This is a genomic window from Collinsella aerofaciens, assembly GCF_020709435.1.
Lineage (GTDB): Bacteria > Actinomycetota > Coriobacteriia > Coriobacteriales > Coriobacteriaceae > Collinsella > Collinsella aerofaciens_AU.
Map to the genome: position 1 here is coordinate 1 of NZ_JAJFDP010000011.1, position 24789 is coordinate 24789.

21 protein-coding genes and 4 tRNA genes are annotated in these 24789 nt (G+C 60.2%); 21 read left to right on the forward strand and 4 right to left on the reverse strand.

Going from position 1 to position 24789, the window contains the following annotated elements; translation table 11 throughout:
* Nucleotides 1–122 precede the first annotated feature (122 nt).
* The 6 genes from LK493_RS07305 to typA all read left to right on the forward strand — a co-directional run bounded on the left by LK493_RS07305 (nucleotide 123) and on the right by typA (nucleotide 3761).
* Nucleotides 123–198 (forward strand) — tRNA-Ala (locus tag LK493_RS07305).
* A 4-nt stretch (nucleotides 199–202) separates the two neighbouring features.
* Nucleotides 203–279: transfer RNA gene (locus tag LK493_RS07310), tRNA-Ile, on the forward strand.
* A gap of 158 nt (nucleotides 280–437) precedes the next feature.
* On the forward strand, nucleotides 438–938 hold the full coding sequence (locus tag LK493_RS07315; RefSeq protein WP_117756926.1) for a bifunctional nuclease family protein: 501 nt from the start codon (nucleotides 438–440) through the stop codon (nucleotides 936–938).
* 30 nt (nucleotides 939–968) lie between these two features.
* Nucleotides 969–1325 (forward strand): hypothetical protein, encoded by a 357-nt coding sequence (locus LK493_RS07320; RefSeq protein ID WP_055251342.1) that lies wholly within the window; start codon nucleotides 969–971, stop codon nucleotides 1323–1325.
* Nucleotides 1326–1355: 30 nt separating this feature from the next.
* A complete protein-coding gene (locus tag LK493_RS07325) occupies nucleotides 1356–1805 on the forward strand; it encodes a hypothetical protein (RefSeq protein WP_089572580.1) in 450 nt (149 codons plus the stop codon).
* 117 nt (nucleotides 1806–1922) lie between these two features.
* Entirely contained in the window at nucleotides 1923–3761 is a 1839-nt protein-coding gene (gene typA / locus LK493_RS07330) for a translational GTPase TypA (protein ID WP_006235837.1), read from the forward strand.
* Nucleotides 3762–3890: 129 nt separating this feature from the next.
* Here the strand turns inward: typA and LK493_RS07335 are convergent, their stop codons facing one another.
* On the reverse strand, nucleotides 3891–5036 hold the full coding sequence (locus LK493_RS07335; protein WP_227790601.1) for a bactofilin family protein: 1146 nt from the start codon (nucleotides 5034–5036) through the stop codon (nucleotides 3891–3893).
* 107 nt (nucleotides 5037–5143) lie between these two features.
* The gene (locus LK493_RS07340; protein ID WP_227790602.1) at nucleotides 5144–5833 is read right to left on the reverse strand and encodes a trimeric intracellular cation channel family protein; all 690 of its coding nucleotides are present in this window, start codon (nucleotides 5831–5833) and stop codon (nucleotides 5144–5146) included.
* A 304-nt stretch (nucleotides 5834–6137) separates the two neighbouring features.
* Between LK493_RS07340 and LK493_RS07345 the strand changes: the two genes are divergently transcribed.
* Nucleotides 6138–7145, forward strand: a complete 1008-nt coding sequence (locus LK493_RS07345) for an endonuclease domain-containing protein (protein WP_215693837.1) — start codon at nucleotides 6138–6140, stop codon at nucleotides 7143–7145.
* 157 nt (nucleotides 7146–7302) lie between these two features.
* Here the strand turns inward: LK493_RS07345 and LK493_RS07350 are convergent.
* Together LK493_RS07350 and LK493_RS07355 are read right to left on the reverse strand one after the other, a co-directional pair.
* Nucleotides 7303–7393, reverse strand: a tRNA-Ser gene (locus tag LK493_RS07350).
* Nucleotides 7394–7441: 48 nt separating this feature from the next.
* Nucleotides 7442–7532: transfer RNA gene (locus tag LK493_RS07355), tRNA-Ser, on the reverse strand.
* Between the two features lie 504 nt (nucleotides 7533–8036).
* Here LK493_RS07355 and rpsF point away from each other — a divergent pair.
* The 14 genes from rpsF to LK493_RS07425 all read left to right on the forward strand — a co-directional run bounded on the left by rpsF (nucleotide 8037) and on the right by LK493_RS07425 (nucleotide 24754).
* The gene (gene rpsF, locus LK493_RS07360) at nucleotides 8037–8330 is read left to right on the forward strand and encodes a 30S ribosomal protein S6 (RefSeq protein ID WP_006235831.1); all 294 of its coding nucleotides are present in this window, start codon (nucleotides 8037–8039) and stop codon (nucleotides 8328–8330) included.
* Between the two features lie 48 nt (nucleotides 8331–8378).
* A complete protein-coding gene (locus LK493_RS07365) occupies nucleotides 8379–8831 on the forward strand; it encodes a single-stranded DNA-binding protein (RefSeq protein ID WP_055310294.1) in 453 nt (150 codons plus the stop codon).
* Between the two features lie 72 nt (nucleotides 8832–8903).
* The gene (rpsR, locus tag LK493_RS07370) at nucleotides 8904–9170 is read left to right on the forward strand and encodes a 30S ribosomal protein S18 (RefSeq protein WP_006235829.1); all 267 of its coding nucleotides are present in this window, start codon (nucleotides 8904–8906) and stop codon (nucleotides 9168–9170) included.
* 15 nt (nucleotides 9171–9185) lie between these two features.
* Entirely contained in the window at nucleotides 9186–9725 is a 540-nt protein-coding gene (gene rplI, locus LK493_RS07375; RefSeq protein WP_022094073.1) for a 50S ribosomal protein L9, read from the forward strand.
* A 218-nt stretch (nucleotides 9726–9943) separates the two neighbouring features.
* A complete protein-coding gene (gene dnaB / locus LK493_RS07380; protein WP_006235827.1) occupies nucleotides 9944–11341 on the forward strand; it encodes a replicative DNA helicase in 1398 nt (465 codons plus the stop codon).
* 93 nt (nucleotides 11342–11434) lie between these two features.
* Nucleotides 11435–12721: an adenylosuccinate synthase gene (locus LK493_RS07385; RefSeq protein ID WP_161115595.1), complete on the forward strand. Its 1287-nt coding sequence runs from the start codon at nucleotides 11435–11437 to the stop codon at nucleotides 12719–12721.
* A gap of 118 nt (nucleotides 12722–12839) precedes the next feature.
* Nucleotides 12840–14144, forward strand: coding sequence for a phosphoribosylamine--glycine ligase (purD, locus tag LK493_RS07390; RefSeq protein ID WP_161160905.1), 1305 nt, complete (start codon nucleotides 12840–12842; stop codon nucleotides 14142–14144).
* 21 nt (nucleotides 14145–14165) lie between these two features.
* Nucleotides 14166–14861: an NUDIX domain-containing protein gene (locus LK493_RS07395; RefSeq protein WP_227790603.1), complete on the forward strand. Its 696-nt coding sequence runs from the start codon at nucleotides 14166–14168 to the stop codon at nucleotides 14859–14861.
* Between the two features lie 247 nt (nucleotides 14862–15108).
* The gene (locus LK493_RS07400; RefSeq protein ID WP_227790604.1) at nucleotides 15109–16881 is read left to right on the forward strand and encodes an ABC transporter ATP-binding protein; all 1773 of its coding nucleotides are present in this window, start codon (nucleotides 15109–15111) and stop codon (nucleotides 16879–16881) included.
* A 19-nt stretch (nucleotides 16882–16900) separates the two neighbouring features.
* A complete protein-coding gene (locus LK493_RS07405) occupies nucleotides 16901–17866 on the forward strand; it encodes a hypothetical protein (RefSeq protein ID WP_227790605.1) in 966 nt (321 codons plus the stop codon).
* Between the two features lie 206 nt (nucleotides 17867–18072).
* Complete coding sequence (gene carA, locus LK493_RS07410) at nucleotides 18073–19518, forward strand: glutamine-hydrolyzing carbamoyl-phosphate synthase small subunit (RefSeq protein ID WP_227790606.1); 1446 nt, start codon at nucleotides 18073–18075, stop codon at nucleotides 19516–19518.
* A gap of 1 nt (nucleotide 19519) precedes the next feature.
* Entirely contained in the window at nucleotides 19520–22834 is a 3315-nt protein-coding gene (gene carB / locus LK493_RS07415; protein ID WP_227790607.1) for a carbamoyl-phosphate synthase large subunit, read from the forward strand.
* Nucleotides 22835–23255: 421 nt separating this feature from the next.
* Entirely contained in the window at nucleotides 23256–23720 is a 465-nt protein-coding gene (gene purE, locus LK493_RS07420) for a 5-(carboxyamino)imidazole ribonucleotide mutase (protein WP_227790608.1), read from the forward strand.
* 35 nt (nucleotides 23721–23755) lie between these two features.
* Nucleotides 23756–24754: a class B sortase gene (locus LK493_RS07425; protein WP_227790609.1), complete on the forward strand. Its 999-nt coding sequence runs from the start codon at nucleotides 23756–23758 to the stop codon at nucleotides 24752–24754.
* The last annotated feature ends 35 nt before the right edge of the window (nucleotides 24755–24789 follow it).

A 24789-nucleotide genomic window follows, 5' to 3' on the forward strand; every position in this document is an offset into this window, starting at 1 on the left:
GAGCGTCCGGCTGATAACCGGGAGGTCACAAGTTCGAATCTTGTCAGGTCCACCACTTTCTTTCGCAATAAACACCCCAGCGAGAGCCGAGTCGCCGCTGGGGTGTTTATTACTGTCTCCGTGGGGGTTTAGCTCAGCTGGGAGAGCGCGGGCTTTGCAAGCCTGAGGTCAGGGGTTCGATCCCCCTAACCTCCACCATGATGGACCTGTAGCTCAGTTGGTTAGAGCGTCCGGCTGATAACCGGGAGGTCACAAGTTCGAATCTTGTCAGGTCCACCATCAAAACTGTGAAGAGCCCCGGGGCGTTGCCTCGGGGCTTTTTTCTTGTCTGCGATAAATCTCATTTTGGTTTTGTGTGCTGGGCGAAAGATTGGGTAGTATAGCTATTCAATGCGGCGGGCTGCCGCGTGTTAACCGCTACGTACCGGAGGTGTTCCATGGTTCGTGTCGACATAGAGACCATCGTCATGGCCGCCGGTCCCGTGCCATCGCTTATCGTACTTCGTGAGCGCAGCAGCAAATCGGACTCGCCCGCGCCGCTGCGTTCCCTTTCCATTCAGACTGGTTCGTTTGAAGCTGCTGCCATCAGCCGCGGCATCGATAGCGGCCGCGCCGAGCGCCCGATTACCCATGACCTGCTGCTCGATACCGTTGACGCCCTGGGCGCCAAGCTCGAGCGCATCGAGATCGTTCGCGCCGAGCCGCCGGTGTTCTACGCGACGATCGTCGTACTGGCCGATGGCGAGGAGCGCAAGATCGACGCCCGCCCCAGTGACGCCATTGCCCTGGCCGTGCGCAGCAATGCCCCCATGTTTGTGGAGGACGACATCATGAATCGCCTGGGCACTGTTTCCACCCACGCCGAGGATGTCGACGACGAGCAGGAGTTCGAGAAGTTCGACGAGTTCGTCCATACGCTCTCCCCCGATGATTTCTAAATGTCTGGCACGCGAGCGGAGAGGTCGCTGATGGGTACCCGCGTATCGGCTGAGGCGGCTGCGATCGCCCGCGAGGCCCAGATGCGCTCGGAGGCATCCGAGGCGGCACGCATTGCCTATGTGACGCAGGCCCGCACGCTTCGCGAGCGCCGCGGCTCGTTTATCAAGATGGTTGTCGTCTCCGCCCTTGTCGCGGCAATCTGCTCGCGCCTTCGTGGTACAGTTGGTGCGCTTGGGTTTTCGATTTCAACAGGCTTGGTAATCTGGGGTGTGGTCGATGCAGTAATGCTGACCAACCAGATCAAGGTACTCGACAAGCGCGCGATGGATATGATGCGCGCCCGCGACGCTGCCGCCAAGATCGCTGCCGAGGCACAAGAACTGTAACGACGCCAGACTCGATGGGAAGGTCTAAAGATGGCACAGGATATGCAGGACGCCGGTAACGTCTCCGCCGAGCTCGACGCCATGGTGTGTGACCTGATTGGTGCGTTCTTGGACGACCTTGCCGCCGGCGAGAACCCGGGCGTAGTTGTGGCGATCGAGGACGCTGCTTCCAACCGATATCTGGCGGCGCTCGACGAGGACGGCGAAGAGGCATGCCTCGAGGCGGCCACCAACTTTATCTCCGAGCACAAGATGGGTCTTAAGGACGAGGGCCTGGGCCGCATCGCCCGCTATGCCATCGGCTACACCGGTTGTGTCGAAATTGACGGCGGCTATCACGACGCCCTGCTCGTGAGCTTCTTCGAAACCACGCTCGAGAGCGGTTTTTCGGCATACGTGCTGTATGAGGGCATGGGTGCCGGCGATGGTTTTATGTGGAGCGACCCTGAACCTGCAGGTGAGGAAACCCCTCTTATCTAAAATCGCTAAAATAAACGAGTTTTCGGTAAAAGGCTCAATATTCCCGCTGAGCGTTGTATCGCTGGGCGGGCCGCATACGCGTGCCGTTTGTATATGGATAGAAGATAGGGGAACTACATGCGCGTAGACAATCTGAGGAACATCGCCATCATCGCCCACGTCGACCACGGCAAGACGACGATGGTCGACAAGCTCCTGCGTGCCACGGACGCCTTCCGTGCCAACCAGCAGGTCGAGGACCGCGTCCTGGACTCTAACGACCAGGAGCGCGAGCGCGGCATTACGATTCTCGCCAAGAACATCTCTATCGAGTACAAGGACGTCAAGATCAACGTCATCGACACCCCGGGCCACGCCGACTTTGGCGGTGAGGTCGAGCGCGTGCTGCGTATGGCCGACGGCGCCCTGCTGCTGGTCGACGCTTTTGAGGGCCCCATGCCCCAGACCCGCTTCGTGCTGCGTCACGCTATCGACACCGGCCTTAAGATCATGATCGTTATCAACAAGATCGATCGTCCGGGCGCCAACCCCGAGAAGGCCTACAACGACTGCCTGGACCTCATGGCCGACTTGGGTGCCACCGACGACCAGCTCGAGTTTGCCATGGAGCACGTGGTCTACGCCAGCGCCATGAATGGCTTTGCCCGCCTTGACCCCAACGACGGCAACATGGACATGTATCCGCTGCTCGACATGATCATCGACGACATGCCCGCGCCCGAGGTTGACGAGAACGCCCCGCTGGCCATGCAGTGCGTGACCATCGACCACTCCAACTTCGTTGGCCGTATCGGCATCGGTCGCGTGTACTCCGGCACCATCCATCAGGGCGATCAGATCCTGGTCGTCAAGAACGACGGCTCCAGCGCCACCGCTACCGTCAAGCAGCTCTTTACCTTCGACTACCTGGGCCGCACCGAATGCCAGGAAGTCGGCGCCGGCGACATCGCCGCCGTCGTGGGCATCGACCGCACCGATATCGGCGATGTCTACACCGATCCCGAGAACCCCGTCGAGCTCGAGCCCATCGAGATCGACCCGCCGACTCTGTCCATCGTCTTTGAGGCTTCGACCTCCCCGCTCGTCGGTCGCGACGGCGACATCGTGGGCGCCCGTCAGCTCAAGGAGCGCCTGTTCAACGAGGCCGAGAACAACGTGACCATGAAGATCGAGGAGCTCGAGGACAAGAGCGGCGTCGAGGTCTCGGGTCGCGGCATCCTGCACCTGTCCGTTCTGATGGAGTCCATGCGTCGCGAGGGCTTTGAGTTCCAGGTTGGCCGTCCCCGCGTTCTGTTTAAGAAGGACGAGAACGGCAACAAGATGGAGCCCGTCGAGCAGGCCGTCGTCGAGTGCCCGGACGAGTACTCGGGCAAGGTCGTTGAGGTCTTCGGTACCTCCGGCGGCATCATGACGAGCATGGATACCTCGGGCATCGTGACGCACCTCGAGTTTAAGATCCCGACCCGCGGCATCATGGGCCTTAAGAACCGCATCATGAACGTCACCCACGGCGAGGGCGTGTTCTACCACACCTTCTTGGAGTATGGCCCCTACGCCGGCGAGATCGGCAACCGTCAGAACGGCGCCATGATCTCCATGACCACCGAGAAGGCCGTTGCCTACGCTCTGGGTACGCTGCAGGAGCGCGGCCAGCTGTTTGTTGAGCCGGGCACCGAGTGCTACGAGGGCATGATCGTGGGCGAGCGCAGCAAGGCTGGCGACATGGTCGTCAACATCGCCCGCACCAAGAACCTGGGCAACCAGCGTTCCTCGACCTCCGATATCTCCGTCCAGCTGGTGCCGCCTCGCACCTTCTCGCTGGAGGAGGCGCTGGAGTACATCGCCGACGACGAGCTGGTCGAGATCACCCCCAAGAACATTCGCCTGCGCAAGCGTCTGCTCAACGCCACCGACCGCAAGAAGGCTGCCGTCCGCGCCGGCCAGGTCAACAAATAAGCGCTGGGGCTTATAACCGCCAATAAGAAAGGGCGTCGACCGCGATGGTCGGCGCCCTTTTTGGTGCAAGGGGGACAGGTTCGCTTGCACCACCACAAAGGTGCCTGTCCCCTTTGTGGTGGTTGGCGGCTAGGCGGTGGGGAGTTCCGGCGTATTAGCCGGCTGTTGCGACTTGAGGTGAGCGTTGCGCCAGATGATCTGGATAACATAGCCGAGCGTGAAGACAAAGGCCACGCCGCTGATGAAATCGCCTACGAGGGGGATTGCCGTAAGTGCACCTGCGATCACGCCGCCGGCGGCCGCCATGGCGTAGCGGTTCTGGCTGTGTCCGACCATGCGCGCGATCGCGCACCCTGCAAAGGCACTCGACACCAACGCGATGCCGATGACGCCGCACAAGAGGGCTCCGGCAAGCGACAGGCCAGCGATAGAGATAATCAGCAGCAGGACGGTGGGGACGACAGCAATCGTACCCAGAAGACCGCTCACCCACAGTGGCGTGGGGCGCTGGTGGAGCATGCCGGCGGCACTGGCGGTCGCACGCGGAAAGACGAGCTCGAGCAGCAGAGCGACAAAGCAGGTCGAGAGTGCCGCGGCGACGATGCCGCCGATGACATCGTTAACGGTGGAGGTGTCCTCGTTCTCGGTGCGGTCGATCTTGAGCGCGCCGACCTCGGCTCCCGCGGCGCGTTCGGGGTCCTCGGAGACGTGCGCGTTCACGGTGCCGGTGATGTGGGCGTTCTTGCCCAGGATGAGCTTATCGGCCCAAACCTCGACATCGCCCTCGACGGTGCCATCGATGGTCACCGTATCGCCCGCAAGCGCTGCCGACTTGGTAGAGCCGCGCAGGGCAACCGTCTCGCCTATCGCGTAAAAACAGTTGGCAGAGCTGTCGGTGTTGAGCACAACGTGCTGACCGACGACCGTGACGCTGCCATCAACCGTGGTCTTGGCGATATCGATAGTGCGTGCCGCCAAGCGGACGGCGCCGCCCACCGTGCAGTCGCGGATGGAGAGGCTCTCGCCTGCTGCAATTATGTCGCGGCCGATGGACGCATCATCCAAGTTGAGGGCCTGTCCGGCCCAGTACAGGTCACCCTCGACGCCAGACGGATTGGCGTCATTGTCGGTCGCAAGGACATTGCCTGCGGTGTCCGTGCCGGCGAACGACGCCGTGGGAAGAGCGGTGAGCGCGAGCGCGATGAGCGCGAATGCCATAAGCAGGCAGCGACGCATCTTGTGTGACGGCGCCGTCGCGGTTTGATTGAAAGCCATGGTTGATCCTTTTGTTAGGTGTTCGGCATATATCTAACAGGGTACCCAACGTGCGAGCGCTCTAAAAGAACCTCTCGGTTGCATTTCGAAGGGTCGTGCCGTGCTGTCTACTTTTTACGGTGCAAGAAGCGCGCGATATCTTCTTCGGTGGGGCTTTTGATGTCAAAGCGCAGCGAGAGCCAGCGCAGACCCATGGTCACGACAACGCATACGACCAGCGCGGCGACATTGCTCATGATACCGCTCATAACGAGACACACATAGCTTGTCGATCCGGCGATGGCGGCGATGGCATAAAAGTTAGTACGTTGGAAAATGCCCGGAACCACGCCCATAAAGCCGTCGCGCAACATGCCGCCGCCCACCGCGGTGAAAAAGCCCATCATGATGCACACCGCCGGCGCAAAGCCGTAGACTAGCGCCTTGTCTGCTCCAGTGGCGGAGTAGATGCCGACCGAGATGATGTCGAGCAGGGGAATGAGTTTTTCGGGTTTGTCGACGATTGCCGGGAAAATATAGATGATGGCTGCCGTGGCAATGGAAAGCGGCAGCGCCATCGGCTGGTTGAGGATGTAGACGTTGCCCACCTGCAGCGTCATGTCGCGCAAAAGACCGCCGCCCAGACCGCAGACCACCGCGAGCGCGACCGCGCCCACCAGGTCGAGCTTGTGCTCGCGCGCAACCAGCACACCCGAGATCGATGCAGCGACAACAGCGAACATCTCGAGCCAAAACGGAATAGCGACCATGGCATCCGATGCATGCGAGGTAATGGTCATAGCGGCGACGACGGGCAAGATGGGGTCCTTTTGGTTGCGGGTTTAGACAATGCCCGTACATAGTACATGGTTGGCGGGCGTGGTGACCCTATTGCTCGGTAAACGGTCGGGGCTGGATGCTGACATGGCATTGCTGGAATGCCAGGGATCCAAAACATGTACGTCACCCTCCAAAAACGGCATTTTTCGACATCTTTGGAGGCGGACGTACATGTTTGGATTGAGCTCACAGCATGAGTGAGTTGATTTACTCACATCCGGTATATTTCCCCACTTCAACGGACATAAGAGTTGGATACCGGCTCAGAGCGAGAGGCCCTCAATGGATACCCCTGTTCTCATTTCGCATAAAACCGCATGGCTTGTCCATCATGCACCCCAGAATTTGGTTCAGTCTCTTGCGCGGCACGACTACCAGATAGGCGCACAAGGCATCTCCACCCAGCAACGTGTTGCACGCATACGACAGGCTCTTACCGACTGCGGCATTCCGTCCGATATGCTTAAGACTATCGATATCGCGGTTGTATTCGAATTCGAGCGAATTCGTACCAAAGGCGTCGTTTGTCACATTCTTGGACAAAATCTTCCCTACGAGCATATTAACGAGTTGACGCCCGGAATCTTCATCACCGACGAAGCCTTCACCTTTGTGCTCGCTGCCGAGTGGATGGATAGGATCGAATATCTCGAATATGGCTATGAAGTTTGCGGCGATTATCGCATGAGGCTCAATCCCGCCGACCCTTATACCGGGCAACCAGCCACTACCTCCAAGGATGAAATAACCAAACTGCTCGATCGGCACCCCGGCAAACCCGGTGCCACACGTGCACGGCTCGCGCTCAGGCACATCTACGATCACTCGGCCTCGCCTATGGAGACCGCTTCGGCAATCGCCCTCTCGCTCCCAACAAGCGAAGGCGGCGTTGGTATCCGAGGTATCGAACTCAACAAACCGCTCGAGATCCCTCAACGTCTCTGGCATTGCACAAAAGCCCGAACACTCAAAATCGATGCCCTCATTACCTATAAGCGCAGGGAGCTCGGTATCGAATATAAGGGCGGTTTTCACGATGAGTTCGAGCGCAAGGGGGCAGATGCGGAACGAGAGGCCGTTCTCTCCCAAATGGGATATCGAATCGTTACGCTCACTTCGGCTCAGTTCGGCAGCCAGCTCGCCTTTCACCGCGCCATGAACAACATTCGCGAAGCACTCGGCATGCCTCGCTGTACCGACACCGGGTACCAGCGAGAGCAAAACGAACTACGCAAGGCGCTTATCCGCAACTGGAAGGGCATGCGAGACGAAGAGGCACCTTCCGAATAGTGCCACTCCCGTGAACTCAATCCAAACGTGTACGTCAGCCTTCAAAGATGTCGAAAAATGTCGGTTTTGGAGGGTGACGCACATGTTTGGGGAAGCGTGGGATCGAGACGTATTTCGATAACAAAAAAGCCCCATTGCTGGGGCTCATACCATCTAATGGCGGAGGAGGAGGGATTCGAACCCTCGTGACCTTATACAGGCCAAACGGTTTTCGAGACCGCCGCATTCAACCACTCTGCCACCCCTCCGCGTGGGGTAAAAACAAAGCAGGCTCGAAGGCCTGCTTTGGAATTAACTGGCGGAGAGTCAGGGATTTGAACCCTGGAGACGCTTTTGACGCCTACACGATTTCCAATCGTGCTCCTTCGGCCACTCGGACAACTCTCCGTTAAATGCGAAAGTCAGTATACACGAGGAATCGCAAAGTGCAAACAGAAAAGTTGGCATTTTTTAAAACGCTTGGCCGCGCTTGGCGTTGCAGTGGGGTTTGAGGTGCCAAAAAACGGCTTCCGACCAGCGTGGTTGATCAACTCAATTGTTCAAAAGGGGTATTCATAAGCGACTTGGCAATGAATTTAAAAATCTTTGGGTGGTGCTGTGGACCACTGGTATGCATTTTGCGACCACAACCTTGTGCCCGTTGACCTGCGGATTGGCTTTGCTTGTCCCAGCAGCACCGTATCTTGTCCACAAATCCGTCAAGCTCTTGGTCGGCATTTGGTTGGAATGCGCATGAAACGTGGTGCGAGCATGGACATATGTGGAGGTCATGAGGTTGTAGCTGCATATTCTTGCAGCCTAGGAGGTTGAAAGATATTATTACCAAGTCTTTTCCTGCTTCAGGCGCACCTTCACGACCTGAAGCCACATTTGCCCAGAGGAGGTGACAATATGAAGGCTTATGAACTGCTGTTCTTTGTTGACCCGTCGCTCGACCCCGAGACTCGTCTCGCTGTTATGAAGCGTATCGATACCACGATCGCTGAGGGCGCTGGCAAGGTCGACTCCGTTGACGAGTGGGGCAAGCGCAAGCTCGCCTACGAGATCAACGACCTCACCGATGGTGACTACACCCTCATCAACTTCCACGCAGATCCTACCCAGATCGCCGAGCTTGATCGCGTCCTGCGCATCACCGACGCTGTGGTCCGCCACATGATCGTCCGTCGCGACGACCAGGAGTAAGACTGTCGTTTTGGACTGGGCTTGTGCCCCAAGAGGAAGTAGTGAGTTATGAGCATCAATCGAGTGAACATCACCGGTAACCTCACCCGCGATCCCGAGCTGCGCGCCACCGCCGGCGGAACCCAGGTTCTGTCCTTTGGCGTCGCCGTGAACGATCGTCGCCGCAACCCGCAGACTGGCGAGTGGGAGGACTATCCCAACTTTGTCGACTGCACCATGTTCGGCACCCGCGCCGAGGCCGTGAGCCGTTTCCTGGCAAAGGGAAACAAGGTCGCGATCGAGGGCAAGCTGCGCTACAGCTCTTGGGAGCGCGACGGCCAGCGCCGGAGCAAGCTTGAGGTCATCGTCGATGAGATCGAGTTTATGAGCTCCCGTGGTGGCCAGGGTGGCTACGATCAGGGCGGTTACGCCCCCGCAGCTCCCGCGCCCGCAGCACGTCCCGCCGCGCCGGTGGCTACGCCGCCTGCGGTCGACGTCTACGATGAGGACATCCCGTTCTAGGGGTTGTTCACCTATTTTTGAGTGAGAGGCGGCTTCGGTTCGCCGAAGTTGCCAAATGAAAGGTATTTTGACATGGCTAATGATTTTTCTGCACGTCAGCCGCGTCGTAAGTACTGCCAGTTCTGCAAGGAGAACACTGAGTTCATTGACTATAAGGACACTCAGCTTCTCCGTAAGTACATGACCGACCGTGGCAAGATCAAGCCCCGTCGCGTCACTGGCGCTTGCACGCAGCATCAGCATGACATCGCCAACGCCATCAAGCGCGCCCGCGAGATGGCTCTCCTGCCGTACACCGTCCCCGTGGTTTCCTCTCGTGGCAACCGCGACCGCGGCTAAGAAGGGAGACGCATCATGAAGGTTATTCTTCTCGATGAGATCAAGGGCAAGGGCGGCGAGGGTGACGTCGTAGAGGTCGCTCAGGGTTACGCTGAGAACTTCCTGTTCCCCAAGAAGCTCGCTGTTGCCGCCACCAAGGGCAACCTCAAGCAGCTTGACGAGCGTCGCAACAACATCGCCAAGCGCGAGGCCGTCCGTCTGGCTACCGCCAACGAGACCAAGGCTGCCTTCGAGGGCAAGACGGTCACCGTTGACGTCAAGGTCGGCGACGAGGGCATCCTCTTTGGCTCCGTTACCGCCGCTATGATCGCTGATGCTATCAAGGCTCAGCTCGGTATGGACATCGACCGCAAGCGCGTCGAGCTCGGTAAGCCCATCAAGGTTGCCGGTGCCCACACCGTTGCCATCTCGCTGTACCGCGAGATCAAGGCCGAGGTTGTCGTTCTCGTCGGCGTTACCGCCGAGGAGCTCGCTGCCGAGGCTGAGGTCGAGGAGGCCGCTGAGGTCGCCGAGGCCGAGACCGCCGAGGTCGAGACTGAGGCTGCTGCCGAGTAGCATTTGCTGCAACGCAACAATCTTGTTCTAAGAAGGGCGCTCTGGGAAACCGGGGCGCCCTTTTGTTTTTTGCGCTGAGTGGGTGTCATGGTGAACGTTGCGTCGACGTCCTATATGCAGGACCGTTCATCCGTTTGGTTCGGTGATGATTGGCGGCGCGCGGCGCGTTTTGGGACCGTGGCTGATACTATGGATGCTCGCAAGCGATATGAATGAGGATGCTCATGGCATATGACGATAGGGAGACCGGGCTGACGGTTGAGGACCGCGGCTCAAAGTTGGGTCTTCCCCAAAACCAAGATGCAGAGGCCAATGTACTGGCCGCTATGCTGCTATCGCCCGAGGTGGTCGAAGAGGCCCAGGTCGAGCTGCAGCCCGATGACTTCTACCGGCCCATTCATAAGACCATCTATACCGCGATGGTCGATATGTACAACAGCCGCATTCCCATCGACTCCATCTCGCTGATTGATTACCTGCGAAGCATCAACAAGCTCGATGCCGTGGGTGGCGAAGCGTACATTTTGGAGTTGATGGGTCAGACCCTGTCGCTCGTGAACTGGCAGCACCATGCCGCCATCGTCCGTCGCGACTCGATGCTGCGCGAGCTGATCGGCGCCACCAACGAGATTAACGCGCTGGCCTATAACGCCCCCACCGACACCAAAGAGGTCGTGGAGCTGGCCGAGAGCAAACTGCTCAAGGTTACGGCACGCGAGGTCAAGTCGAGCTACAAGACACTGACCGAGTTTATGGTCGAGGCCTATAACGAGGCCGAGGAAGTGTGCCAGGCCGGTGGTCAGGCTGCGGGCGTGCCCACCGGCTTCCCGTCACTCGACCGCATGCTCATGGGTTTTCGCGAGGGTCAGCTCATCATCATCGGCGCCCGCCCTGCTGTGGGTAAGACGTCGTTCGCCCTGAACCTGGCACTTAACGCTGCCGCTGCTGGTTATACCGTCGGCTTCTTCTCGCTGGAGATGTCGGGTAAGGAAATTGCCCAGCGTCTGATTTGCGCCTATGCCATGATCTCAATCAGTGACTTCCGCATGGGTCGCATTAGCCCCGAGCAGTGGGCCAATATCAACGAGGCCACGCAGACCTTGTCCAAGCTGGATATTCTGATTGACGATACGCCCGGCACCACAGTGACCGAGATTCGCGCCAAGAGCCGCCGTATGCTCCATAACAAGGAGAAGGCAATCATCATCCTGGACTACCTGCAGCTGGTGAGTCCTCCGCCGGGACGCCGCTCCGAGAGCCGTACCGTCGAGGTTTCGGAGATGTCGCGTGGTCTGAAGATCATGGCCAAGGAGCTCAAGATCCCGCTCATCGCGCTGTCGCAGCTCTCGCGTCAGGTCGAATCCCGTACCGGCAAGCGCCCGCAGCTTTCCGACCTTCGTGAATCGGGCTCTATCGAGCAGGACGCCGATATCGTTATGTTCTTGGACCGCTCCGCCGACGAGGCCGAAGCCTCACGCGACGATCGACCCGACGAGGGCGTTACGCGTATCGTCGTGGCCAAGAACCGTTCGGGCCCGATCGGCGACGTCGACCTGATGTTCCTGCCGGCATCCACCAAGTTCTATGAGCTTGATGGGGCACATGCCGAGGAGTAGGACAGGCACCCGTTGCACGGGTATACTGGGAATGTTTTGTGCTTCTGCGTGCCGGCGTGGCGCGTAGACAGTCCATGAATGTAAGGAGTAAACATGCCGTCAACCGTTTTGGTCGGTGCCCAGTGGGGCGATGAGGGCAAGGGTAAGATTTGCGACCTGGTCGCCGGCGACTTCGATGCCGTCGTGCGCTACTCGGGCGGCAACAACGCCGGTCACACCATCGTCGTCAACGGCAAGAAGTACGGCCTGCACCAGGTGCCTTCCGGCATCATGTATTCCGACCACGTGTCGGTGATCGGTAACGGCTGCGTCGTCAACCCCAAGGTTGTCCTTGAGGAGATCGACATGTTCGAGGCCGACGGCATCACCACCAAGAACCTCAAGATTAGCGGCAACGCGCATGTCATCATGCCGTACCACATTGATCTGGATGGCGCCTTTGAGCAGAAGCTCGGCAAGAAGAACATCGGTACCACCAAGCGCGGTATCGGTCCGTGCTATCAGGACAAGATGGCCCGCATTGGTCTGCGCATGCAGGACATGCTGGACGAGACGCTGTTCCGCGACAAGCTGGAGACCGCTCTCGCCCGCGTGAACCCCGAGCTCGAGCTCATCTACAATCTGCCCACCTACACCGTGGACCAGATTTGCGACGAGTACCTGCCGATGGCCGAGCGCCTGCGTCCCTACATCACCGAGACGAGTCTGCTGCTCAACAACATGATTGACGAGGGCAAGGACCTGCTGTTTGAGGGCGCCCAGGCGACGCTGCTCGACATCGACCACGGTACCTATCCGTACGTGACGTCTTCCAACTGCACCGCCGGCGGCGCCATCACCGGCTCCGGCGTCGGTATGAAGAACGTCGACCGCGTACTGGGCGTCATGAAGGCCTATATCACCCGCGTCGGTTCGGGCCCCATGCCCACCGAGCTTTCCTATGAGTCCGAGGCCGGTCACACGCTGACCGAGGAGGGCTACGAGTACGGCGTGACCACCGGTCGCCGTCGTCGCTGCGGCTGGTTCGACGGCCCCATCGCCAACTACGCCTCGCGCGTCAACGGCCTCACCGATATCGCCATGACCAAGCTCGACGTGCTTTCGGCTTTCGACACCATCAAGGTGTGCGTGGCCTACGACGTCGATGGTGAGCGCTATACCAGCGTGCCCGAGCATCAGGTTCGCTTTGAGCACGCCAAGCCCATCTACGAGGAGCTTCCTGGCTGGAAGTGCGATATCACCGGCTGCCGCAGCTTTGAGGAGCTGCCGCAGGAGGCTCAGGACTACGTGGCGTTTATCGAGGATCTGGCACACACCCGCGTGACGTTCATTGGCGTTGGCGCTGGTCGCGAGCAGATCATCAACCGATTCTGGAAGTAATCGGGACTATTTGGTTATTGCGATATACCCCTTTGCAGCCCGGACGGGCGGCCGAGGGGTATATTTGCTTGCAAAGGGCTCGCGCGGAGCGGGCCGTTCATCCATAGAGGAGGCACCCTTGAAGGCGGACACTCAAACCATCGACATCCTGTTGTTGGGCAGCGGCGGCCGTGAGCATGCTTTGGCAGCTAAGCTCGCAGCATCACCGCGCGCCGGCAAGCTCTACATCGCGCCGGGTAACGGCGGCACCGCGAGCTGCGGCGAGAACGTTGTTCTCGACGACTGCGATCCTGCGGCCGTGGCGGCGTTTGCGCAGAGCCACGGATGCGGACTCGTGGTAATTGGCCCCGAGGCTCCGCTCGTGGCGGGCGTGGCCGACGCCGTGCGCGCGGCGGGTATTCCCTGCTTTGGCCCGGGTGCCGAGGGCGCCCAGATGGAGGGCTCCAAGCTGTTCTCCAAGCAGCTCATGGAGCGTGCGGGCATTCCGACGGCAGCCTATGGTTCGTTTACCGACGAGGCTTCGGCTCTCGCCTACGTGCGCGAGCAGGGCGCCCCGCTGGTCGTGAAGGCCGACGGCCTTGCCGCGGGCAAGGGCGTTATCGTGGCGACCGAACTTGAGCAGGCCGAGGAGGCCGTGCGCGAGTGCTTTGGCGGCACCTTTGGCGATGCCGGCAATACCGTGGTCATCGAGGAGATGCTCGTTGGTCCCGAGTGCTCGCTGCTGGCCTTTACCGACGGCAAGACCGTGCGCCCCATGGCCACCTCGCAGGACCACAAGCGTGCGCTCGAGGGCGACAAGGGCCCCAACACCGGTGGCATGGGCGTCTACAGCCCGGTGCCCATCGTGACCGATGAGGAGCACGCCACCATGGTGAAGGTCATGGAGCAGACCGTGGCCGAGCTCGCTGCCGAGGGTATCGACTACCGCGGCTGCCTGTACGGCGGCTTTATGCTCACGCCTGCCGGCCCCAAGGTGCTGGAGTTCAATGCCCGCTTTGGCGACCCCGAGACGCAGGTCGTTCTGCCGCGCCTTAAGAACGACCTGGTCGAGGTCATGTTGGCTTGTGCCAACTGCGAGCTCGACCAGATTGAACTCGACTGGCGTGACGAGTGGGCCGTGGCCGTTGTCCTGACGAGTGCGGGTTATCCCGGCAGCTACGAGAAAGGCAAGGTCATTACCGGTATCGCCGATGCCGAGGCCATGGAGAACGTGACCGTGTACCACGCGGGCACTGCCGTGGTGGACGGCCAGCTCGTGACCAATGGTGGCCGCGTGCTTGCCGTGACCGCTCTGGGCGACACGTTCGAGAACGCTCGCAACCTTGCCTACGAGGCCTGCGAGAAGATTGATTTTGAGGGCAAGACCCTGCGTCACGATATCGGCCTGCGCGCGCTGCGCGGCCGCGACGCCTGGGATGCCTAAAATCCGAGAGGAATGAGACGGATGGACGAGAAGAACGAAGAGCTCGTGGACGCGCAGATCGTCGAAGAGGACAGCCGCATGTATGGGCACGCCGAGGGCGAGCCTGGTGGCGAGGTCGCTGACGAGCCGGCGCTGGTGCTGGGCGACGACGACCCGCACGATGCCGAGCTGCACGAGAAGATTCTTTCGGAGGAGTGCGCCTGGAAGGGCAAGATCCTCGACGTCCACCGTCTTGAGGTTGAGCTGCCCAACGGTCGCCGCAGCGCCCGCGATATCGTTCGCCATCCGGGTGCGGCGGCTGTTGTGGCACTGACCGAGAGCGGCAAGATCGTACTGGTGCGTCAGTACCGCACCGCCATCGACCGCGTGACGGTCGAGATTCCCGCCGGCAAGCTCGATCCAGGTGAGGACCCGCTCGATTGCGCCAAGCGCGAGCTGCATGAGGAGACGGGCTTTAGGGCTGGTCGCATTCGCTTTTTGACGTCGATTGTCACGTCCTGTGGTTTTTGCGATGAGATCATCCACATCTACTTGGCTACCAAGCTCGAGTTTGATGCGCCCAACCCCGATGATGACGAGTTTGTCAACGTGGACCTGGTGCCGCTGCACGAGCTGATTGACGCCGTGCTCGACGGCAAGATCGAAGACGCCAAGACCGTCGTAGGCGCCTTGGCCTGCGACAGCATCGCTCACCGCCTTGGGGGCACGGAGCTCTAGGTTACGCGGTTTTACCAAACCGCGTAACGAGTCGACGCTGCAAACGCCCCTAAGCGGCAATCTGCCTTTCAATCGTCGCTCGCGTACCGAAGTACGCGTCGCTCCTCTTTCAAGGCACCTTGCTCGCTTAGGGACGTTTTCGCTGACGTTGCTAGAACATCGGCGTTATGTTTGTTGGGACGCTTTGTTTTCAGCCCGACCGGCTTAACCGGATTTATCACGCTATTTATTTCTCTTCGAGGACTGCATGTTTAAGAGGTTTCTTTCGTATTACGAGCCCCAGATGGGGCTTTTTGTTGCTGATACTGTTTGCGCTCTGGTGCTTGCTGCCATTGACCTTGCGTTTCCTATTATTCTGCGCAATTTGACCGGTGGGCTGTTTACTCAGGGTCAGGCTGCCATTATGCAGGCGCTCGGCATGATCGCGGTGGGCTTGGTGCTGATGTATGCCGTCCGCTGCGCTTGCCGCTACTTTGTGAGCTATTGGGGTCACGTGATGGGCGCGCGCATGGAGTCCAAGATGCGCGAGGACCTGTTTGACCAGTATGAGCGCTTTAGCTTTGCATACTTCGACCGCAACAGCTCGGGCGACATGATGAGCCGCGTGGTCAACGACCTGTTCGATATCTGCGAGGCGGCGCATCACGTGCCCGAGTGGATCATCATCTGCGGCATCGAGATCATCGGCTCGTTTGTGATCCTCTTTACCATCGCCCCGGTGCTGGCGCTTGCCATGGCCGTGGTGACGGCGGCGTTTGCGGTCATCATGTTTTGGCAGAACATGCGCATGCGCGAGGTCTTTAGCGACAACCGCAAAAAGATCAGCGGCATCAATGCGCAGCTGCAGGATTCGCTGGCGGGCATGCGCGTGGTCAAGAGCTTTGCCAATGAGGAGACCGAACGCTTCAAGTTCCGCGCCTCCAACAATCGCTATCTTTCGTCCAAGGAGAACATGTATCACGCCATGGGCGTCTATACCGCGACGTATGGCCTGCTCTCGGGTGTGCTCTATGTGATCGTAGTGCTGCTGGGCGGATGGCTGGTCGCCCAGGGACAGCTGCAGGCGGTCGATATGGCGACCTTCGCACTCTATATTTCGCTGTTCTGCACGCCGCTCGAGACGCTCGTCAATTCGGCCGAAACGTATCAGAAGGCTATCGCCGGCTTTAAGCGCATGGACGAGGTGCTCTCGACCGCGCCGGATATCCAGGACAAGCCGGGCGCCACGGATCTGCAGGTGACTGCCGGCGCCGTGGAGTATCACGACGTGTGCTTTAACTACGAGGACGTTGAGCTGGGTGAGGGCGATGCCGACGAGCGTCCCGTTATCGACCATATGGATCTGTCCATCAAGCCCGGGCAGACCATCGCTTTGGTTGGTCCTTCGGGCGGTGGCAAGTCCACGACCTGTTCGCTGTTGCCGCGCTTTTATGACGTGGCTGCCGGATCCATTAGCATCGACGGCCAGGACGTGCGTGATGTGACGCAGCAGAGCCTGCGTCGCGCCATCGGCCTGGTGCAGCAGGATGTCTATCTGTTTGACGGTACGATTGGCGAGAACATCGCCTACGGCAAGCCGGGCGCTACGGCGGAAGAGATCGCCGAGGCGGCCCGTCGCGCCAACATCGATGCCTTTATCGAGTCGCTTCCACAGGGCTATGACACGGTCGTGGGCGAGCGCGGCAGCCGTCTTTCGGGCGGACAGAAGCAGCGCGTTGCCATCGCGCGCGTGTTTCTCAAGAATCCCAAAATCTTGATCTTGGACGAGGCGACGAGTGCTTTGGATAACGAGAGCGAGGAGGCGGTCCAGGAGTCACTCGAAGAGCTGGCACGCGGCCGCACCACGATTATCATTGCCCACCGTCTTTCGACCATTAAGCATGCTGACGAGATTGCGACTGTTGAGCATGGTCGCGTTGTGGAGCGTGGCACGCACGAGGAGCTTCTCGCCCGTGGCGGCACCTATGCCCGTTACTATCGAATGCAGTTCGAAGGTGCGCGTGCGCACGAGCTCGACTGATTGATATGACAGGAAGTTTATGGCTGACAAGAACCCTTTGACTCCGGAAGAAGTGACGGAGTTATTCTCCGAAATCGATGCATCCGGTGTCTTGGATCCCACGCTTGCCAAAAAGCGAACCGAGCGCATGCGTGAGAAGGAGGCCGCGGCCAAGCGCGGTGACAAAGCGGCGCTAGCGCAGCTGCGCAGCGAGGACCGCGCGAGCCAGGCAAAACATATCGACCCGCTGTCCGAGGACGATCCTTCGGGCTCGCAGGTGAGCCATACCATTACGAAGACCGCGATGGCCGTGGTCATCGGTATTTTGGTGCTGATCGTGGGCATGCAGATTGGCTACGGCGTGATGCGTCGTCTGAACACCGCCAACCTGTCCGAGAGCGTTTCGGTCGATACCGTTTCGACGGCGCTGAAGGGTGGACTTGAATGGGGCAACGGCTTTACGCAGTTCCCGCTCGACTTTACCGTCGATGAAGCCGATGAACGCACGGGCACGGTCGAGGTGACGGTGTTGGACACATCGTCTGCCAACGAGCTCGAGCTGCTGTCCAACGGGCAGATTCAGGCCGCGGCGCTTGCGACCAACGCGTTGCTCAACGATAAGATCGACCGCGTGGTGTATAACGTTCACGCCTATATCGACGAGGATAGCAACATTCAGCACGATTCCTTCTTTGGCATGTTCCCCGCGCGCGGCCACCAGAGCGCCATTTTGACGTTCGTGTGGACCAAGAGCTCATCCAACGCCACGAGTATCGACTGGAAGATGCGCATCGTGAGTATGGATGACACCATCGCCGAGCGCATTCAGAAGCAGGTGAACTCGGTGTCGTCGTTGATTGAGGACCCGGTGGTGAGCCAGACCAAGATTGACGAGGAAAAAGCCGAGCGCGATCTGGAGCATCGTTTGCATGGCCGCGAGATTTTCCGTGGCGGCAAGCACGATCGCACACCGTCCGAACTGCTGGAGCAGGACAAGAAAAAATAAGACGCCATCATCCCGCGTGAGCCACAAGCCCCGCGGGATGATTTTTCTGGGACGGGGATTAAAAAACATTATGCATAGAAAGTCATAATTATCATTTCGTAAACATTTCGATGAAATTAACGCCATGAGGCATGCTTGCGGTTACAATACCGCGAGGCCTAACTACACACCTTTAAGCCGGTCCTGTGAGACCGGGAAGGAGAATTATGGCGAACAACCATACCGCGGGCGCTGCCGCCCGCACCTTCGCGCCCAGCGAGCTTTGCCAGCGTATGCTGGCCAAAACCAGCAAGGGCACCTGCGGTCCCTGCATCCTGTATCTTGAGGATGGGACCATTTTTTATGGACGTGCATGCGGCGCCGAGGGCACCGCGACCGGCGAAGTCTGCTTCAACACCTCGCTCGAGGGCTACTTTGAGGTCATGACCGACCCGAGTTATGCCGGCCAAATCGTAACCATGACCTATCCGCAGATCGGCAACTACGGTATCGACGAGACCGACGTCCAGTCGGCCTTCCCCGGCGACGCCGTGCGCCCTGCGAGCGCTCCGGCCATGTGCGGCATGATCGTTCGCGACATGTGCGCCACGCCTTCTAACTGGCGCTCGGCCGTCAGCGTGCCGGAGTACCTGCGCGCTCACGGCATCGTCGCTATCGAGGGTGTCGACACCCGCGCTCTGGTGCGCCATCTGCGCGACAATGGTTCCAAGATGGGCATTATCTCGACCGAGATCTTCGACGTCGACGAGCTTGCCGAGCGTCTGGCCGCAGCGCCTACGCTGGTAGGCGAGAACCTGGTCAAGACCGTAAGTTGCCCCGCACCTCATGAGTTTGTGGCCGCCGACCTGCCTGCCACGCATGACTTTGCGCTTTCGGCTGCCGCTCCTGCCCGTCACAAAGTGGTCGCCTACGACTGCGGTGTGAAGCGCGGCATTCTGGAGGGTCTGGTCCGCGCCGGCTGCGACCTTACCGTCGTGCCGTGGGATACGCCCGCCCAGCAGGTGATCGACATGAATCCCGACGGTGTCTTTTTGTCCAATGGTCCCGGCGACCCCGACGCCGTGGTGGAGACCTACGAGCAGGTGCAGCAGCTGATCGGCAAGGTGCCGGTCTTTGGTATTTGTCTTGGTCACCAGATGATCAACCTGGCCTGCGGCGCCCAGATGGAAAAGCTTAAGTTCGGTCACCGCGGTGGCAACCAGCCGGTCATGAACCTGGTAAGCCGTCGCGTGGAGATTACCGCGCAAAACCATGGCTTTGGTCTGCTGTTCCCCAGCTTGGGCAAGCTTGTCCCCGAGCTTTCGGGCGGCGAGACCGAGCATGCGGCCGATGGGGATCTGCGCGTCTGGGTGCGCCGCGGCATCGCGCCAGTCGTGATGAACGAGCGCTTCGGCCGCATTCGCCTGACGCATGTGAACCTCAACGACGGCACCGCCGAGGGCATCCAGCTGCTCGACGCGCCGTGCTTCTCGGTGCAGTACCACCCCGAGGCCTCGCCCGGACCCACCGATGCCCACTATCTCTTTACTGCCTTTACGCGACTCATGGACGGCGAGGAGAACTACCTGGACATCGACACCGCGAAGGACCGCCTGCAGGGCTGGAACTTTGCCGACAATGGTTCCGCTGCGACCGAGACCGAGGAGAACTAACATGCCGAAACGTACTGACATCAAGCGTATCCTCGTCATTGGCTCGGGCCCCATTGTCATTGGCCAGGCCTGTGAGTTTGACTACTCCGGCGCCCAGGCCTGCAAGGTGCTCAAGGAGGATGGCTTTGAGGTCATCCTGGTCAACTCCAACCCGGCGACCATCATGACCGACCCGGGCTTGGCCGACCGCACCTATGTCGAGCCCATCACTGCCGAGTTTATCGAGCGCGTGATCAAGAAGGAGCGCCCGGACGCGCTGCTGCCCACGCTGGGCGGCCAGACCGGTCTGAACGCCGCCGTCGAACTGGCAAAGGACGGCACGCTCGACAAGTACGGCGTCGAGATGATCGGCTGCGACCTTGCCGCCATCGAGCGCGGCGAGGACCGCAAGCTCTTTAACGAGGCCATGGCCGAGATCGGCCTGGAGGTCGCGCGCTCGGGCTATGCCTACAGCGTGGCCGACGCCGAGGCCATCGCCGAGCGCGTGGGATATCCCTGCGTGCTGCGTCCGAGCTTTACCCTCGGCGGCGCCGGTGGTGGCATCGCGCATACTCACGAGGAGCTCGTCTCCATCGTGAGCCAGGGCCTGGAGCTCTCACCTGCCCACGAGGTATTGGTCGAGGAGTCCATCGAGGGCTGGAAAGAGTATGAGATGGAGGTCATGCGTGACCACGCCGGCAACGGCATCATCGTGTGCTCCATCGAGAACCTCGACCCCATGGGCGTGCATACCGGCGACTCCATCACCGTGGCGCCGGCGCAGACGCTCTCCGACCTTGAGTATCAGCGCATGCGTGTCGCCTCGCTCGCCATCTTGGAGAAGATCGGCGTCGAGACCGGCGGCTCCAACGTACAGTTTGCCGTGAACCCCCAGACCGGCCGCCTGATCGTCATCGAGATGAACCCGCGCGTGAGCCGTTCGTCCGCGCTGGCCTCCAAGGCCACGGGTTTCCCCATCGCCAAGGCCGCCGCGCGCCTTGCCGTGGGCTACACGCTCGACGAGATCGTCAACGACATCACCAAGGCTACACCCGCCTGCTTTGAACCCACGATTGACTACTGCGTCGTCAAGGTGCCGCGCTTTGCCTTCGAGAAGTTCAAGGGCACTGATCCTACGCTCACCACGCGCATGAAGGCCGTGGGCGAGATCATGGCGATCGGTCGCACCTTTGAGGAGGCCTTTGGCAAGGCCATGCGCTCGCTGGAGGATGGACACCAGGGTATTTGCGCCGGTGGCAAGGAGGGCGCCGACAAGCTGAGCGACGATAAGCTCGCCCAGGCCGTGGCAACCCCGACCGAGCACCGCATCTTCTTTGTGGTCGATGCCCTGCGCCGCGGCTGGGATGTTGCGCGCATCCACACCATTTGCGGTATCGATCCGTGGTACCTCAACCGCATCAACGATATGGTGCAGGTCCAGGAAAGCATCCGCGGCCTGCGCGTGGAAGACATTGACGCCGACGCGATGCGCCTGCTCAAGCAGTATGGCACGAGCGATGCCGAGATTGCCGCGCTGACTGGCTCGGACGAGCGTTTTGTTCGCGCTTACCGCAAGGGTCTGGGCGTGGTTCCCAGCATGAAGACGGTCGATACCTGCGCCGCCGAGTTCTCGAGCGCCACGGAATACCATTACAAGACCTACGAGAATATCTACCGTACGAGCCCGGCCGCCAAGAAGTGCGTTGCCCCCGACGAGACCACGCCGGCAGATAAGCCCAAGGCGATGATTCTGGGTGCCGGTCCCAACCGTATTGGCCAGGGTATCGAGTTCGACTACTGCTGCGTGCATGCGAGCTATGCGCTGGCGGCCCGCGGTTTTGAGACCATCATGGTTAACTGCAATCCCGAGACCGTCTCGACCGACTATGACACGTCCGACCGTCTGTACTTTGAGCCGCTCACCTACGAGGACGTCATGGACGTTATCGACGTTGAGCGCCCCGATGGCGTCGTGGTGACGCTCGGCGGCCAGACCCCGCTTAAGCTGGCGCGCATGCTCGAGGAGAGCGGCGTGAACATCATGGGCACCAAGCCCGATGCCATCGACTTTGCCGAGGACCGCGAGCGCTTCGCCGCTCTGCTCGACAAGCTGGGTATCATGTACCCGCCGGCGGGCCAGGCCACCTCGTTTGAGGAGGCCGAGGCCGTGGCCGCGCACATCGGCTACCCACTGCTGGTGCGTCCGAGCTACGTGCTGGGCGGCCGCGGCATGATGATCGCCTACGATGCCGAGCATCTGCGCGATTACATGGCCGAGGCCGCGCGCATTAGCCCCGACTACCCGGTGTACCTCGATCGCTTCCTGGAGGGTGCGATCGAGTCCGATGTCGACGCCCTGTGCGATGGCGAAGAGGTCTACATCGGCGGCATTCTGGAGCATATCGAGGAGGCCGGTATTCACTCCGGCGACTCTGCGACCTGCATTCCGCCGTTCAGCTTTAGCGAGAGCCTGCAGGCGAAGCTCCGCGAGACCACGCGCCGCATCGCGATGGCGCTGGGAGTCAGCGGCCTGGTTAACGTGCAGTACGCCATCAAGGGCGAGACCGTTTACGTGATCGAGGCCAACCCGCGCGCAAGCCGTACCGTCCCGTTTATCTCCAAGGCCACCGGTGTGCCGCTGGCCAAGTGCGCGGCGCGCATCATGGCGGGCGATTCCATCGCGAGCTTGGGCCTGCCGAGCGACGAGCGTCAGCTGGACTGGTTCTGCATGAAGGAAGCCGTTATGCCCTGGGGTCGTTTCCCGGGAGCCGACGTTATCCTGGGGCCCGAGATGAAGTCGACGGGCGAGGTCATGGGTATCGCCAAGAGCTATCCCGAGGCATACGCCAAGACGCAGCTGGCGATCGACTACAAGCTGCCCGACCCGAGCGCCGGCAAGGTGTTCATTAGCGTGTGCGACCGCGACAAGCGCCATATCCTTTCGGTCGCCCGTATCCTGCGCTATCTGGGCTTTGACATCTGCTCTACCGAGGGTACGGCACGCGTGCTGCGCGGCGGCAACGTGACGTGCGAGGTCGTGGAGAAGATTAGCGGCCCGCACGACGGCGAGCGTCCCAACATCGGCGACCTCATCGCCGATGGCAAGATTGCGGTGATCATCAATACGCCGTACGGTCCGGGCTCGCGTGGCGATGGCTACCTGCTACGTACCGAGGCCGTGCGTCGCGGCGTGACCTGCGTGACCGCGATGTCTGCCGCCAACACGTACGTGAGCGCCATCGAGGCGGTGCGCGAGGACCAGCAGGGTCACGGCAGTGCCAACGACATGGGCATGGACGTCATCGCCCTGCAGGACCTGCCGCAGTACACGGTGTAGTTGACCTGGCCGGCCGGGGCGGCAGCCGGACACTTTCTCTCGGAAACTGGGCTTCGCGAAGTTTTCCGAGAGAAAGGTCCGCCTCCCGCCCCGGCCTGCGGTGACTCGGTTGCACCGTGTGCTGCCGAAGGGGCTTTGCGCGATGACTAGGGCTGAATAAAAAGTGAGTGTGGGATCCGCCGTTCGTTCGAACGGCGGATCCCACGTTAATATTTCAGCCAACGTACGTCATGGCAATCCCCGGTAGGTCGCAGGGCGGCGGCTGAGCCTTTCCCTCGGGAAACTTCGCGAAGCCCAGTTCCCGAGGGAAAGGCTCAGCCGCCGCCACAAAGACCGCAGGGACGGGAGCAGCTATACTACTCTCAGTAGTTAAGGGTCGCGGATCCGCCGCGTCGCCGCTCTCAACAGGAGGTCTTTGTTTATGGCAGGTCAGAAGCCGGTTGTCGGGATCATCATGGGCTCCAAGTCCGATCTGGGCGTTATGGAAGGTTGCACCGCCGAGCTCGAGGCGCTCGGCGTGCCCTATGAGCTCGTCATTGCGAGCGCACACCGCACGCCGGCGAAGGTCCATGAGTGGGCCTCGACTGCTTCCGATCGCGGTATCAAAGTGATTATTGCCGCCGCCGGCAAGGCCGCTCACCTGGGTGGTGTCGTGGCTGCCTTCACGCCGCTGCCGGTTATCGGCGTGCCTATGAAGACGAGTGACCTGGGCGGTATGGATTCGCTGCTGTCGATGGTGCAGATGCCTTCGGGTGTGCCTGTGGCCTGCGTTGCCATCAACGGCGCCAAGAACGCCGCCATCTACGCCACGCAGATTCTAGGCGCTTGCGACCCCGAGTACCGCAAGGTTATCGAGAAGATGAAGCAGGAGATGGCCGACGCCTAGGCGTTCCGCCGTTTCACCGCAGTATAAGGAGAGCCATGTCCGACTATCAGGGAAAACGATTCAAGGCTTCTCAGATTCCCGATCCGTCGAAGCCGGGTGCTGCCCATGCGGCACAGCAGGGTCGGACATCCTCTCCTCAGCAGCCGCGCGCGCCGCGCCCCGTGATGCCGGCGACGCATCGTCGACAGGACGCGCCAGCCGCATATCGACCTTCATCTTATAGCAACGCTAAGAAGCCGCCCCGGTCTTCATCGCATGCCGCGCCGTCGGATTACACCGAGCCGCCGCGCAAAAAGCGCCGCTCCATTATTCCCATTCTGCTCATCATCATCGGCATCGGCCTGATTGTCGCCGCCGCCGCTATCTTTATCAATGCTCAGATTGGCTATAAACAGGCAAGCGATTCGTACCAGAAAATCGAGAAGCAATATGTAAGCGATAAGGACGCCAGCGGCGTGCCGATTATCGACTTCGATGCACTTGCCCAGACAAATCCCGAGGTTGTGGGTTGGATTTACGCGCCGGGAACCAACATCAACTATCCCGTGGTGCAGACCAACAACAACTCCAAATACCTCAACACGCTGTTCGACGGTACGGCCAATGCATCCGGGGCCATTTTCCTGGATAGCAATGACACCGCGCCGGGCATGGTGGATCAGCAGACCACGATCTACGGCCACCACATGAATGACGGGTCGATGTTCAACGTGATTTCGGACACCACTGATCAGGCAACGTTCGATAGCATCGAGTTCGTGTATTACATCACACGGGATGCTACGTATAAACTGCGACCACTGGCGACCAAAGTTGTCGAGGACACGTATGCCAAGGCGCGCACGACCAATTTTGAGGGCGACGACGGGCTCAAGAACTACCTGTCCGAGATGCTCGACGGTGCCTCTGCCGTGGCGAGCGATGCCATCGATCGTGCCGCTTCGGCAACCAAGGTCGTAACGCTTGTGACCTGTCGTTCGTTATCGCTGAGCAACACACGTGCCGTCATGGTGCTCACGCCGGTCGAGGAATAGATTATGGGCTACTCAATGACGGTGAAAGGAGAAAT